The sequence below is a fragment of the Sphingobacterium sp. WM genome (assembly GCF_029542465.1).
Taxonomy (GTDB): Bacteria; Bacteroidota; Bacteroidia; order Sphingobacteriales; family Sphingobacteriaceae; genus Sphingobacterium; species Sphingobacterium cellulitidis.
Genome location: NZ_CP120709.1, coordinates 1,569,521 through 1,584,554, shown reverse-complemented (window position 1 = coordinate 1,584,554; position 15,034 = coordinate 1,569,521). Strand labels below are relative to the sequence as shown.

11 protein-coding genes are annotated in these 15,034 nt (G+C 37.3%); 6 read left to right on the top strand and 5 right to left on the bottom strand.

What is annotated here, in order from left to right:
* Positions 1-124: 124 nt before the first annotated feature.
* Entirely contained in the window at positions 125-619 is a 495-nt protein-coding gene (locus PZ892_RS06780) for an RNA polymerase sigma factor (protein WP_182498808.1), read from the top strand.
* A gap of 86 nt (positions 620-705) precedes the next feature.
* Here the strand turns inward: PZ892_RS06780 and PZ892_RS06775 are convergent, their stop codons facing one another.
* Entirely contained in the window at positions 706-924 is a 219-nt protein-coding gene (locus PZ892_RS06775) for a hypothetical protein (RefSeq protein ID WP_094257023.1), read from the bottom strand.
* Between the two features lie 301 nt (positions 925-1,225).
* On the opposite strand from PZ892_RS06775, the gene PZ892_RS06770 reads away from it, so the two are divergent.
* Positions 1,226-1,678, top strand: coding sequence for a GNAT family N-acetyltransferase (locus tag PZ892_RS06770; protein ID WP_277712565.1), 453 nt, complete (start codon positions 1,226-1,228; stop codon positions 1,676-1,678).
* Between the two features lie 188 nt (positions 1,679-1,866).
* Here PZ892_RS06770 and PZ892_RS06765 read toward each other — a convergent pair whose 3' ends face one another.
* Together PZ892_RS06765 and PZ892_RS06760 are read right to left on the bottom strand one after the other, a co-directional pair.
* Entirely contained in the window at positions 1,867-2,379 is a 513-nt protein-coding gene (locus PZ892_RS06765) for a hypothetical protein (RefSeq protein WP_094257021.1), read from the bottom strand.
* Between the two features lie 101 nt (positions 2,380-2,480).
* Positions 2,481-3,353 carry a DUF808 domain-containing protein gene (locus tag PZ892_RS06760; protein ID WP_277712564.1) on the bottom strand — a complete coding sequence of 291 codons (873 nt, stop codon included), beginning with the start codon at positions 3,351-3,353 and terminating at the stop codon, positions 2,481-2,483.
* Between the two features lie 525 nt (positions 3,354-3,878).
* Between PZ892_RS06760 and PZ892_RS06755 the strand changes: the two genes are divergently transcribed.
* The 3 genes from PZ892_RS06755 (at position 3,879) to PZ892_RS06745 (ending at position 8,143) form a co-directional block, all read left to right on the top strand.
* The gene (locus tag PZ892_RS06755; RefSeq protein ID WP_277712563.1) at positions 3,879-5,264 is read left to right on the top strand and encodes an NAD(P)/FAD-dependent oxidoreductase; all 1,386 of its coding nucleotides are present in this window, start codon (positions 3,879-3,881) and stop codon (positions 5,262-5,264) included.
* Positions 5,265-5,398: 134 nt separating this feature from the next.
* Complete coding sequence (locus PZ892_RS06750) at positions 5,399-6,340, top strand: Dyp-type peroxidase (protein ID WP_277712562.1); 942 nt, start codon at positions 5,399-5,401, stop codon at positions 6,338-6,340.
* Positions 6,341-6,457: 117 nt separating this feature from the next.
* On the top strand, positions 6,458-8,143 hold the full coding sequence (locus PZ892_RS06745) for an amino acid permease (protein ID WP_277712561.1): 1,686 nt from the start codon (positions 6,458-6,460) through the stop codon (positions 8,141-8,143).
* A 55-nt stretch (positions 8,144-8,198) separates the two neighbouring features.
* Here the strand turns inward: PZ892_RS06745 and PZ892_RS06740 are convergent, their stop codons facing one another.
* Positions 8,199-9,938: a RagB/SusD family nutrient uptake outer membrane protein gene (locus tag PZ892_RS06740; RefSeq protein ID WP_094281424.1), complete on the bottom strand. Its 1,740-nt coding sequence runs from the start codon at positions 9,936-9,938 to the stop codon at positions 8,199-8,201.
* A 3-nt stretch (positions 9,939-9,941) separates the two neighbouring features.
* On the bottom strand, positions 9,942-13,190 hold the full coding sequence (locus PZ892_RS06735; RefSeq protein WP_094281422.1) for a TonB-dependent receptor: 3,249 nt from the start codon (positions 13,188-13,190) through the stop codon (positions 9,942-9,944).
* Positions 13,191-13,606: 416 nt separating this feature from the next.
* Between PZ892_RS06735 and PZ892_RS06730 the strand changes: the two genes are divergently transcribed.
* Positions 13,607-14,995, top strand: a complete 1,389-nt coding sequence (locus PZ892_RS06730; protein ID WP_277712560.1) for a WG repeat-containing protein — start codon at positions 13,607-13,609, stop codon at positions 14,993-14,995.
* Positions 14,996-15,034: the final 39 nt, after the last annotated feature.

Here is a 15,034-nt window from a genome sequence, read left to right as displayed (position 1 = left end):
GATTACAAGTAATAAATACCTAAAAAAAATCAAAATACCTGAATGCAGTTACACCTACCTCCAACACAAAACATACTAATAAACAATACGTTATAATGTTACACTTCAATTAATATGTATAATCATGAAAAACTTAATAAATGATGTCATCCTTGAGAACTCACCCATACTCCAGCGTTTAGCTAATAATTTCACAACGGACCCAGATGAAAAGAATGACTTAGTACAAGAGACCTTTATTCGATCACTTAAATCCTTGGAAAGATTTATCAACCATCCAAAAATTGTTTCTTGGTTATATGTAATTATGAAAAATGTATACTTGAACAAGTATCGTCGAATGAACCTACATCGATTGGCAGAAAATGAATTAATCCATTCCGGAGAAAATAACACCTCCAAAAATATTGCAAATTCAAAATTTGTATTAAATGATATAGAAAAGGCAATTAAATCATTGTCAGAGGAAAATTATACTATTATTAGTATGTATTTGGAAGGCTTTAAGTATCATGAGATAGCGAAACAGATGGAAATAAAAGAAGGGACAATTAAAACCAGGATTCATAGCATCCGTAAATCTTTGAGAAAAAAGCTAGAAGTATATGCAACTAGTTAGAAAAATAAAAAAAATAGGTTAATAAAGATCCCTATTAATACAAAAGTCAAGGATTTCCCCTTGACTTAATACGATCTTAATAAAATTTACTCTTCATACAACTGTTCGGCATTGATTCCTAATGCTGTAATCGATTGTAAAATAGAATAGCTAACAATATTTATCCCTTTAACTGACAATAGATAACCATTAACATATGGTGCTATTTGCCAATCATTTATATTGGATATTTCGTTTAAGGCATCTTTTACTTTACTTAACTGATGAAGCGTAACTTTTCCGATTTCAAACTTTAAACTTTCCATGATATACCTCCTATTCTTTATGTTTTTCTTAAAAATGTTAATTACTATGTGGAAAAGATGTTAAGCCATGGATATTTATTTATCCATCAACACACTATCTATCAACAAGTTACGTAATTTATAATTATCTAGCAATAGCTTGATAAGAAAATCTAATAAGCAGGTAAATTTTTGTTATAAATTCAAAATTGATGGGTATATCAGTAAAAATTTTACAAAAAATATAGAAGGACCCTTTCAATATTTTTATTTCAATTAGGAAATTCCGTATATTTACTATGCAAACATAAGAAACTCTACCATGAAGTTCAGAAAAGCCCAAATTGTGGATCTAGAGAGAATTGTAGAATTACTTTCAGATGATACCTTGGGAAATATGCGGGAGGCCTTTCGCCAACCACTTCCAGCGGAGTATATTACAGCCTTCAATAAAATCTGTGAAGACAAGAATCAAGAACTCATTATATTAGAGTCTGATGAGGGTCATGTGATTGGATGTATGCAACTTAGTTTTATCCAATACCTAACCTATCGTGGCGGTATCCGTGCACAATTAGAAGGTGTAAGAATTGATAAGAAAGAACGATCCAAAGGTCTTGGGCAAAAAATGATTCGGTATGCAATCCGTAGAGCTAAAGAAAGAGGTGCACATATGATTCAATTGACCACCGATAAGGTGAGACCCGAGGCATTGAATTTTTATGAAAAACTAGGCTTTAAGTCTACTCATGAAGGGATGAAACTTGTTTTATAAACGAAAAAAACTGTTTAACAATAGCTATGGCGAAAGCCATATAAAATGAAACCCCAGTCGCCTGACTGGGGTTTTCTTTTTAGAATTATTCAGGAGAATGTTTTTCTAAATAAATCCCTCTATATAACATCCGTTTTTAAAAATTCTTATTTTTTTTAAACGGACTTTTCTATATTTCTTATTATTCCCTATCCTTCTGTATTACCTGGATCGGTTGGTTCTGTAGGAATCTCCGGAGTACCTGTGGTATCTGCAGGAGTTACCTTTCTATATTCCTCAAAAGCACCACTTTGAGTGCCATAGCCTAGGCGAAGTGTATTACCATGAACAACCACGGGCATTCCGCGATTACACTTATCAAACTTTATTCTATCAGCAGTTCCTCCAAGTTCAGAATTATTGACTGAGTAATACTCATAGGCTGCTTCTTGATTCTTATCGCGTTTTGTACCGAAATTACAGCACTCACCACGGCTTACCTTTACCTTTGCTGCGTCTAAAAATTCAATGACTTTAATCGTATCTAGATGCGGACCATCGACAATACTCGTATCAGCACCACCTGTCCCATCTATCCGCGCCCATTTGCCAATTAATTCAGCAGTGTCTTTTGGATTTTTTGCTTCTTCATCATCCTTTGAACATGAGGCAAACCCAATAACAATGGCGATAAATAAAAGAATATTTAATGTATTTTTCATATTAGCTCTAAATTCATTTTTTTAAGGATCAAATCGGCTTAGGAATAATGATCCAGATATGCAGCACAAAATGCACAAAATTTATGCCTCTTACAAATATTTTAGTGTTTTGCCTTCCCCAGTCCAAAAACCTTTTGAACCAATAACACAATCCCTAACACCACAAAACCAACAATAATACCCATTCCAAATTCTTTTACTATGGAAGGTATATTGGGAAGTAGATGATGGAAATAATCAATATTATGAACGAAAATACCTCCTGCTACTAACAATAGTGCAATGGTACCAATAACTCCTAAAGCCTTGATAACTATCGGTAATAACTTTACCAATAAATGTCCCAATTTAGCTGCTATACCCTTGTCGTTCGATCTTTTTATTAAACTATGTCCAGCATCATCCATTCTTACAATCAGTGCTACGATTCCATAAACTCCGACAGTCGCAACAATTGCAACAACAGAAACCGTCAATATTTGAATCGCCAAACTTTCCTCTAGAACTGTTCCTAAGGCGATGATTACAATTTCTACGGATAAAATAAAATCTGTTGTGATGGCGGATTTAACTTTTGCTGACTCGGCAGCCTCTCCTTCCAAAGCTTGCTCCTGAATAACCTCCTGTCCCTCTTTTTTCCGATGAAAAAGGTAATGAATAACTTTCTCCGCACCTTCATAGGCTAAATATGCGCCACCTACCAATAAAATATACTTGATTAATACAGGTAAAAAGGCATTCAACAAGAGTGCTATCGGAACAATAATCAGTTTATTGATAAATGAACCTTTTGTAATTGCCCAAAGGACGGGCAATTCTCTGGAGGCCAGGAATCCCGTTGCTTTTTCAGCATTTACGGCTAAATCATCCCCTAATATACCTGCGGTTTTTCGGGTTGCAATTTTACTCGCTACTGCTACGTCGTCCATTAGAGCGGCGATATCATCCAAAACCGCAAATATTCCTGATGCCATATATGTCTTTTAAATTCCTCCTAAAAATAAATAGATTTTGCGCAAATCCATGCATTGCCTTAATTTATTTGAAAAATTAGCCGGAAAATCAATAAAAAATTAGATGATTTTCAAAAAGCAAATCATATACCAAAGAAGCAGAATCTCAGCATTTTTACCAATTGTCTTCCAATTTCAACCATGCTAAAATATCCTTCAGAAAACTAAATATTAATCATTGGTTTTCCCGAAAAACCATTGGTTAATCAGAATATTATTTCGTTAAAATTTTTAATTAATGAATATTATTCGTACCTTTGTAGCAGTGAAGGAAAAAAACACATTTTTGTGTACAATGATCATTCAGCATCACCTAATTAACATCTTCCTTTAATTTAGCGTTTCTATTAATCGTAAAATTTTTACGACACTAATAAACACGCCTCCTATTTCCCCTGATGGGGACCTATAAAGCCTTTCGCATTTTCAGCAATTAATGGCTTATTGAAAAATGGATTTTTAAATTATAAAATAAAAGAATAAAATATGACAGATTTTAAAGTTGGAATTATTGGAGCTGGCCCTAGTGGTTTAGCTATGTTAAGAGCATTTGAATCAGAACAGAAAAAAGGTAATCCCATCCCAGAAATTAAATGTTATGAAAAACAAGATAATTGGGGCGGCATGTGGAACTATACCTGGAGAACAGGTGTAGGTAAATATGGCGAACCATTGCATGGTAGCATGTATAAATATTTATGGTCCAACGGACCAAAAGAGTGTTTGGAATTTGCCGACTATACATTCTCAGAACATTTCGGCCAACCTATCTCTTCTTACCCTCCAAGAGAAGTATTATTCGATTATATTCAGGGTAGAATCAAGAAAAGTAACGCAAGAGATTATATTAAATTTAATACGGTTGCCCGCTGGGTAGATTATATAGAAGATAAAAAACAATTTAGAGTGGTATTTGATGACCTTCAGAAAAATGAAACTTTCGAAGAGTATTTCGACTATTTGGTAGTTGGAACAGGTCACTTCTCTACTCCAAATATGCCTTACTTCAAAGGTATTGACAATTTCCCCGGAGCTGTTATGCATGCCCATGACTTTAGAGGGGCGGATCAATTCATTGGCCAGAAACTGCTTTTGATTGGTAGTAGCTATTCAGCTGAAGACATCGCTGTGCAATGTTTCAAACATGGCAGCGAGTCAGTGACCATTTCCTATAGAACAAACCCTATCGGAACAAAATGGCCTGAAGGAATCAAGGAAAAACCTCTGGTAACTCATTTTGAAGGCAACACAGCCTTCTTTAAAGATGGCACTACAGAAGATTTTGATGCCGTAATCCTTTGTACTGGATACCAACATAAATTCCCGTTCCTTCCGGATGAATTAAGATTGAAAACTAAAAACTGTCTGTACCCAGACAATTTATATAAAGGCGTGGTATTCAATGAAAATGAACGACTTATATTCTTAGGAATGCAAGATCAATACTACACTTTCAATATGTTTGATACCCAGGCTTGGTTTGCTCGAGATTATATGTTGGGAAGAATTGAATTCCCAGAAAAGGAAGTTAGAGATGCAGATATTAAGCAATGGATGGACTATGAGGCTAAAACAGTAACTGGTCCAGACCATGTGGACTTCCAAACAGATTATATTAAAAATCTGATCAGCTATACGGATTATCCAGCATTCGATCTGGATCGCGTAGCTGAAATGTTCAAAAGCTGGCTGAATGATAAAGAAGTCAATATCTTGAACTATAGAGATCAGGTTTATAAATCAGTGATGGATGAAACCAGTGCAGAACCGCATCACACCCCTTGGATGAAGGAACTTGATGATAGTCTTGAACGCTATCTCAATGAGGTCACCATGGATGAAAAAGAACTAGATAAGGTTATTAATTATTAATAACCACAACGCCAATCATACGATTGGCGTTTTTTTATGGATCATCTCCTCGGAAATCATCTTTTTTTTAAAATTGGGGTTTATTCTAACCTTTAGAATTCCTAAATTAGTTATCTAACTATTAAAAAACATCTATGGCAACCCAATCGCAGAATATTACGGATTACCCGAATAACAACACTATTTTCTCAGTTTGGAAATTTAAAGAAGGAACTGACTATAAGCCTGTTTTTGAAAGACTTTGCGCCTTGGTTTCTAATCTTAACCATTCCTTTGTGGTTCGTATTCCCGAAGGTAGAACCAGCTGTATCATGGGAATAGGATATGAAGCCTGGAAAAAATTAGGAATGCCTACCCCACTGCCTAAAGAACTTAAAACCTTCGAACCTATCGCAGGAGCTAAACATACCGCGGTTTCCACCGAAGGCGATTTGCACTTTCATTTACGTGCCATCAATGCTGGTATTTGCTACGAAATGGCTAAGGATATTTATGATATTATCAACCCAGTGGCAGATAATCTGGTCGAAGTTCATGGATTCAGATATTGGGATGGAAGATCCATCCTAGGTTTTGTCGATGGAACTGAAAACCCTATCGGTGATGAAAGAGCTCAATTTGCCTTGGTTGGCAAAGAAGATCCGCAGTATGAAGGTGGCAGTTACCTATTCGTTCAGAAGTATCAACATAATTTAAAGGCCTGGGAAGAATTACCGACTTCGGAACAGGAAAAAGCCTTCGGCCGCTATAAATTAACGGATATTGAAATGACCGATGAGGTAAAACCTAAGAATGCTCATAGTGCCTTGGCAAGTATTACCGACGAAAATGGTAATGACTTAAAAATCGTTCGTGACAACCTCCCATTTTCTAACCCCTCCAAAGGTGAATTTGGCACTTATTTTATCTCCTATGCAAATACCTTCTCCACTACCAAAAGAATGCTGGAGAATATGTTTCTAGGCGATCCAATTGGGAATTACGACCGGATCCTTGACTTTAGCACCGCAGAAACAGGAACCTTATTCTTTGTTCCTACACAAGAGATGCTAGACGGATATACCGCAAACCCATAAATTAAACCTATGTAAAATAATATTTCTCAAACCTTAGTAATATTTTCTTAAAATTATCATTCTAGGGTTTGAATATTATATCTACTTTTGTTGACTTTTAAAATCAAACCATCGTAAATGAGAAATAAGCTCTTCAAAAGAAAAAGTCTTGAACTAATTATCAAGGAAAAAGGTCAATCTGAAAGTTTGAATAAGGTCCTCGGGGTTCGTGACTTGGTTTCTTTGGGAATTGCCGCTATTGTGGGAGCCGGAATATTCAGTACCATTGGTCTTGCCAGCTTCGAAGGTGGACCTGCCATTTCCCTACTCTTTGTTTTTGTTGCCTTCGCCTGTGTTTTTACTGCTCTTTCTTACGCGCAATTCGCAAGTACCATCCCTGTTTCAGGAAGTGCTTATACCTATGCCTATGTGGCATTCGGAGAACTGTTTGCCTGGATTATTGGTTGGGCACTGGTATTAGAATATGCAGTATCCAATATTGTCGTCTCCATTTCCTGGTCCCAATATTTTGTAACCATGCTAGAAGGCTTTGGTATTCATATTCCTGCATGGCTCTCGATGGCGCCGCAATATGCTCTGGAGGCTCATCAGAAACTCATTATAGCAGGCCCTGAAGCACTGACGGTCGCTGATAAACTTGGCCTGAAAGCTTATGAATCAGCTCCTAGAATAGCCGATGTCCCTATTATTTTTGACCTTCCTTCGGGAGTCATTATCACCTTGATTACTTGGTTGGTTTACCGCGGAATCAAAGAGTCTCGACGCGCAAGCAATATCATGGTGATGGTCAAAATTGGAGTTATCCTAGCAATTATCATCGGTGGTGCATTTTTCGTCAATCCAGAAAACTGGGTGCCCTTTGCTCCTAATGGATTACATGGTGTCCTAGGATCAGTAGCCGCCGTATTCTTTGCTTTCATTGGTTTTGACTCTATCTCTACCACCGCTGAAGAATGTAAGAACCCACAAAGAGACCTTCCAAAAGCCATGATCATTACCTTGTTGATCTGTACAGTTTTATATGTAGGCATTACCTTGGTATTGACCGGAATGGTTAACTATACCGAGTTGAATGTAAAAGATCCATTGGCATTTGTGTTTAAATATATTGGGGTAGATTATCTTGCAGGAATAATCTCAGTAACCTCCGTTATTGCCATTACCAGTGCTTTATTGGTGTATCAATTAGCTCAACCAAGGATATGGATGACCATGAGTCGCGATGGATTATTATGGAAAAAATTCGCTACCATCCATCCAAAATATAAAACCCCATCCTTTGCAACGATTGTTACTGGTTTCGTAGTCGCGCTTCCATCGATGTTCTTCAAGATGGATTTCTTCGTAGACCTAACTTCGGTAGGCACATTTTTCGCCTTTATTCTAGTCTGTGCCGGAGTACTTTATATGGACTATTCTGGACTCTCAAAACAATCTAAATTCAGGGTGCCTTATGTCAATGCTAAGTACCTGATTGGAATAGGATTCATAGCTGCTTGGCTTTTGATATGGAAGTTCAACCCAGGAGTTTTCCAAGAATGGAAAGACCTTGATTTCCTTTATATCTTGGAGCATAAATCGCTTATCATCATCTTTTGGTTGGTTTGGATTATTATGTCTGTCATGGCTTATAAATTCAACTTTTCATTATTGCCAGTCATTGGAATCCTGATCAACTTATACTTAATGACCGAACTAGGAACCAGCAACTGGATTATCTTTTTGATTTGGTTAGCAATCGGACTTGTGGTATATTTCTTCTACGGATATAAACATTCCAAACTGAATAATTCAACCGAATAGATAACAAAAAAGCCGCATTCAATCGAATGCGGCTTTTTCATTATATAATTAGCTTTTATTTCCAGCCTTCATTTTGTGTTAAATTCTTATTTAACTCCAATTCTTGAATTGGAAGTGGATAGAAATAATCTCTTTTCTCATCAAACGTCTTTTTGATATGGGCGTTGATAATAACATTTCCACTAGTACCATTTTCCAATAAGATCTCCGATCCAAGTTTCAATAATTGAACACCTGGAGCTGTTGGTTTTGTTCCTTCATAGATCCAAACATCTTCTTTTCCATCCCCATCCAGATCAAATTTTCCAATACTTGGGAAATACATTCCTTTAAATTGACGAGTCAGGAATTGACCATTTTTCCAACGTAAGATATCGTCCCAACGATAAGATTCCATCACCAATTCAATTCTTCTTTCACGACGGATTTCTAAAATTGCACCTTTCATGCCGCCAGCTACATTCGGGTAACTTTTAGCAAGGTAGGCATCTGGTTTAGCATTAGCTGCCGCTAAAGTCATTGCAGGCATGTCTGCTCTTGCTCGGATTAAATTGATGGAGGCATCCAAATCTGCTTGACTCAATGTTCCTAATTCTGCTTTAGCCTCTGCGTAATTCAATAGTACTTCCGCATATCTAAAGATTGGCATATCATTTTCAGAACGGTTATAGTTGTCATATTTAACATCCCCTACAAACTTGATCAATTGATATCCAGTCACTGAATTACCAAAATTTGGAGCTATTGGCGCTGCACCCCCTATTCTCGTATATCCCGGAGTACGAATGGTTTGCTTTAGTCTCGGATCCCTATCCTTTACCTCCTCTAAAAAGGTCATTTTATCATAGTTGGGCTTATCCGTAAAACGAGAACCATCCTTCATCAAATAGGTGTTCACTAAATCCTTCTCTAAGCCTGGCTTTCCGTACGAGGCCGTAATCGTGTAATAGTTCACATTATGCCAGATCTGTAAAGCATCTGAGAATTTACGAGCCAGAATGACTTCTTGAGGAATACTAGTCACCGAGCTGAATAACTTACCATAAGATTCTGCACCAGCACCAGTATATAAACTGTATTGTCCAGCATCCATCAACTCTTTGGAAGCTGCTGCTGCCATTTCCAGATACTTATTCGCATCTGGCAAATTCAATTCGGTATGATACTTCCTGAATGTACCTTCAAATAATGCAACTCTTGATTTCAATGCCAAAGCTGTCCATTTCGTTGCCTTTTCATCTGATTTGGAATTAATCATATTATTGATCGCAAAATCCAAATCTGCCATAATAGAATCAATGATTACAGTTCTCTTGTCACGAGGCTTCATCAATTCCGCTTCATTATTTTCATCCAATACCTTCCCGTACCATGGCACGTCTCCGTACCTTCTTACTTTGTCATAATAGAAGTAGGCTCTGAAAAATTTCGCAACCCCAGCGTAAGGCGCTGCTTCTTCCTTCGATAAATGGTTATAACAATTCTCTAAGAAAAAATTAATGTTTCTTAAATTTCCCCATGACCAACCACCACCACTTACAGGTACGATACGTTTTCCGGTCAATTCATCTTGAAGGGTAGTTTTAACAATGTTGTCAATCGCTTCATTGTAAATCCCTTCGGCCGAAGGTAAGGCTGCATCATAGAAAGAATTGGTAAACAATTCCAAATCTTTGACACTCTTGAAGGATACATCCGGCGTAATATTCGCTCCGGGTTGCCTATCCAAATAATCTTTACTACAGCCTGTAAATAGTACAGCTAGTAGAATATATAATATAAATGAGTTTTTCATGGTTTAGAAAGTAAAATCAAGTCCAAAAGAAAATGTTCTAGAATATGGGTATGCTCTACCATTGGATTCTTGGGCGGCCTGCTCTGGATCAATATATTTAGACCTCAATTTTGTCGCTGTCCAAAGATTTTCACCCGATAAATAAATTCTAGCACTGCTCATCTTTAATTTGCTCATGATGTTGCTGGAAAGCGTATAACCAATGGTCAAATTCTTTAAACGGATATATGCCAAATCTTGTAAATAACGATCTGACTTCACATTCAATGAACTATTACCATCTAGCGCAACATAGCCACGTAGCAATGGAAAATAAGCATCCCGGTTCTCAGGTGTCCATACATCCTCTACGAAATCCTTAGGGATAAATGAATAATAGGGTCTTGAATATGGACCCCAGAATTTATCTGAATTTGATCCCGGCCACCAATTTTGTTTTCCTATTCCTTGGAAGAAAGCCGAAACATCAAATCCTTGCCAATTAGCACCTAGGTTAACCCCAAAATTATATCTCGCTCTATTATTACCGATGATGATCTGGTCGCCAGGATTATCCAAAGTGTTTAATCCCTGACTGATTTCCTTATCACCATTTAAATCAACAAAACGTGGATCTCCAGCTTGTAATTTAGACCAGTCTCCAGGCGCTGATAAACGACGTGCATCCACCTTATCTTGGTTCACATCCCAATTTGCAGCCTCTTCATTCGATTGGAATAAGCCATCAATCTTATAGCCCCATATTTCACCCAATGTTTGACCAACATAGTAGTTGTTCAACAACATCTCACGATTGTCAAACCTCGTAATTTTCGCCTTCGAATCCGATAGACCTAATCCAAAGCTATAGCCAAATGGTTTGTCTGCAACCTGGAATTGATCTCTCCAAGCCATCGACAGCTCCCATCCTACGTTCCTTAAATCGCCGGCATTGGTTTTCGGAGAACTCGCTCCATAAACCGAAGGAAGGGTTTTCCCAGGGATTAACATATCTAAGGTTTCGCGGATAAAGTAGTCGAATGAAGCCGTCAATCGGTTTTGAGCAAACTCGAAGTCTGCCCCGAAATTTAACGTGCTTGTTCTTTCCCAGGTTAAATCTTGTGAAATAGGAGATGGTGAACTTAAATATTGCGTTCTCCCCCCATTGGTGATATAAGCTGAGTTTCCAGCACCCAGCAATGGAATATATCCATAAGCACTTGCTTCTTGGGCATTACCCAATGATCCATAAGACACCCTTAACTTAGCCTCATTGATGTAGGATTTTGCAGATTCCAAGAATGGTTCTTCCATAATACGCCAACCGGCAGAAAAGGAAGGAAAGAAACCATATTGCTGACCTGCAGGGAATTTCGACGTACCATCATAACGACCATTAACCTCTAAAAGATAACGACCCTTATAATCGTAGTTAATCCTTCCAAAGAACCCTTGTAAGGCCCAGCTTTGCTCGCCTCCACGTAGTAATGGAACCCCTGTACCTAAGTTAAAGTCATTTAAATCTTCCGATAATAGGTTAGTTTGCGTTCCACCAACATTTCTCCATATACTCAATTCTTGGTTATAACCTGCAGTAGCACCAAAATTGTGATCCCCGAAACTCTTATTGAAGTTCGCGAAGATGTTTAAGGAATGTTTTTTATAGTTTTCTAAATTCTGTACCAACTGGTCATTCCCTAAATAGCTGATAACCCCAGGATAAACGGACCATGGAGCCTGAGCCCTTCTGTTAAATTTATCAATAGGATTATAAGTAAAGGTATAATTACCTGTAACTGTTAACCCTGGCATTACTTGAGCTACTGCCTCAAAAAGGTTGATAAACTCATATTCCTTCTCCCCACCTTTGGATTTACCATATAGCAAATCCGCCATGATACCATCACCAATGTTATAGTTATTCAACTCAGTTCTATAAGTGGCTGTTCCATCCGGATTCTGTGCGACATAGGATGGTAAGGCATGCACTGTGGTTGAAATAAAGTTATTATTCGCATCCACACTACCATTCCAGCCTGGGAAGGTATAATTCTGATAGTTGATCTGGCTATTATTGCTCACTTTCAACCAATCCCGAACTTGACCATTCAGACGTGCTCTTAGGTTATAGCCTTCAAATTTATCCTGCTGAATTTTCATGATACCACCTTTCTTATACATCCTTCCAGAAATATAATAATCCATTTTTTCCGAACCTCCAGAAAAAGTCAGGGCATGTTCCATGGAATTCATCTTATCCCTATAGAAAGTATTCCACCAATCTGTATTCGCATAATACACATATTGATCTTTACCATTTCTATTTTGAATCACTACCGAAGGTAATGAAGGATCATTCTTACGTTTTAATAATTCCGCATAATCCTCATCCGTATAACCTGTATAGCGGTTACCCGTAGCTCTTAGGAAGGCTTCATCATTTAAAACAGCAGCATCATACCCTGTGGTAATAAAATCAGTATTTACAGTAAGGTCAGAACTTCCGAAGTTATTGCTATACCCTATGGTCATTTTTCCAGCCTGTCCTTTTTTCGTAGTAACAAGCATTACCCCAAATGCACCTCGAGCACCATAAATTGCCGCTGCGGATGCATCTTTTAATACCGAAATGGATTCAATGTCTTTTGGGTTGATTGTGTTGATGTTCCCCGGAACTCCATCGATTAAGACCAAAGGAGCCGCATTCGCGGAGTTAATGGAGGCAAACCCACGAATATTGACTTTTCCTTCTCCTCCTGGCCTACCATTGGTAAAGTTAATGTTCAAGTTAGGTACTGCCCCTTGCAATGCCTGAGTAGCATTGGCAACTGGTCGGTCCTGTAAAACCTTGGAGTCAATTTGAGCAACGGCTCCCGTCAGATTCACTTTCTTCTGTTTACCATAACCTACTACGACCACTTCATCAAGGTTTTGGTCCGAGGAAACTATAGTCACATTCATCTGACTTCCAGTTACAGAAATCGTTTTAGTTGTGAAACCAACCATAGAAATTCGAAGTTCATTACCAACTGATCCTGATAATTCAAAATTCCCGCTCTCGTCCGTCTGCGCCACGGAACCCAACGTGATATTACTCACCGTCGCTCCTGCTACTGACTCACCAGTCTCGGAAACTACCTTGCCTCGAATAATGTTTTGACTAATTTCATACGCCCGATCATGGGGTACATGCCTATAAGTGGCATGTGCTGCTGACCAAGAAAGTAGCGATAAGCCCACTAGAATGGGCACAAATGCAGAGTGTTTTTTCATGGTTTAAGTTCAATTTCTTTGCATGCAAAGAAAGGTTACACAATATTGGCTTTTCGTTAATTAAATATTATTATATAATTAACTTCATTAAAATTTTGTTAGTTACTCGTTTAAGTTAATTCAAAAATAACAAAAAGTAAGGCTGATTTCAATATATTTTAAACAAAATAAATAAGCAATTTTTAATTATTAGTTCACTATTATATTACTTATTAAGAATACTAATGTATCAAAATAATGGAAAACCAAATGTTAAAACACAGATCATAAAAAAATTTGATGCCCGAACTATTTCTCAAAAATTTAGAAATATTTGGAAAGCATATTAAACAACACAGTTCCCCCAAATTCGCTGATATCAGGGATAGATATTTAGATTCTTTATTTTCATTTTTGCATTGTAACATTTATCGCTAATGAAAAAACTATTTATCTCCATCCTTTTCCTTTGCATGGGTCAATCGACCCTGCTAGCTCAAAATCAGAAAGTCCACAAGATCGACTATCAATCTTTCTCAAGCGAACAGGATATGGACAAATTAAAACCAACTGAAGATTTCTTTTTGAGAGTTTGGTTAAATGATAACTTTATTAAAATCACAAAAAACGAGGCAACCCCTAGCTTTTTGATTATTAACAAATCCAACAACCAATCTTATTATCTATTCACTGAATCTGAAGAATATTATAAAATGGGCGAAGGTTCCACTTTTGAAACTCAGGAGGACCTCGTTTCTATTGAAACGGTACCCGGTAAAACCAAAACCATTCTAGGTATGCCTTGTAAACTAGCTATTGCTACTATGGATTTTGAAACAGAAGAAAATCAAAACCTCAAAATAGAAATCTGGTATACGGAGAAATTGCCTAAACTTTATTGGAGTGAATTCTCTTTCCTAAAAGATGTTCCAGGCGCATTAATGGCCTTATCTGTTGATGGAAATGGTTTTATTGCAAATAAAATCAAACAAGAAACCCTGCCTACTTCGGAGTTTGAAATCCCTACTTTTTATTCGGAACTCCAGGTTGATACTGTGGCAACCGAAACTTGGGATGAAGGCGATGAATTAATCTCTGAAGAACAACAAGTGGATACGGATCGCTTCCTATATCAGGATGAGGATTCCGAATTGATGGGACTGAAAGATGAAAACGGCAATATCATTACAGAAGCAATTTATGGATATGTTGACCAATTCATGGCTGGAATCAGTACGGTTATCAATGCCGATAGCAAGTATGGTGCAATCGACAAAAATGGAAATATCAAAATTCCTTTCAAATATGACTTCCTGGCTTACGACCAAGAATACCAACAATATATCTATGCTGAGGGTGATAAGTTCGGAATCCTAGCGGCTAATGATCAACCTATCATTAAAGCCCAATACGATATGGTTAGTCATATGAGCCATGGGTATTTGACAGCTACAATTGGTGAAAAAACAGGGATACTGGACAAAACGGGAAAAGAAATCGTGCCTATCTCCTATCCGCTCATTATAGAATTCAATGCGGAGGTCTTTGTCACTGCAGATGAAAATTACTATCAGTTATATAATATTAAGAATAACAAGAAAATTGCCACCGGCTATAACCTGATTTCTCTTTCTGAAAGTGAACCTATTCATCTTGTTCAAAAAGGTGAAAAGTTTGGATACATCAATAATCAAGGGAAAATCGTTATTCCTATTAAATTCAGTAGTGGAACTACCTTTGATGATGGTACTGCTTCGGTCATGGACTCAGATGATGATGACGCCTATTTTATTAATAGCAAAGGTGAAAAAGTAGAAATTGATTAAAAGAGAAAAACTACATAAACAGAGTCTAGCTATTAGGCT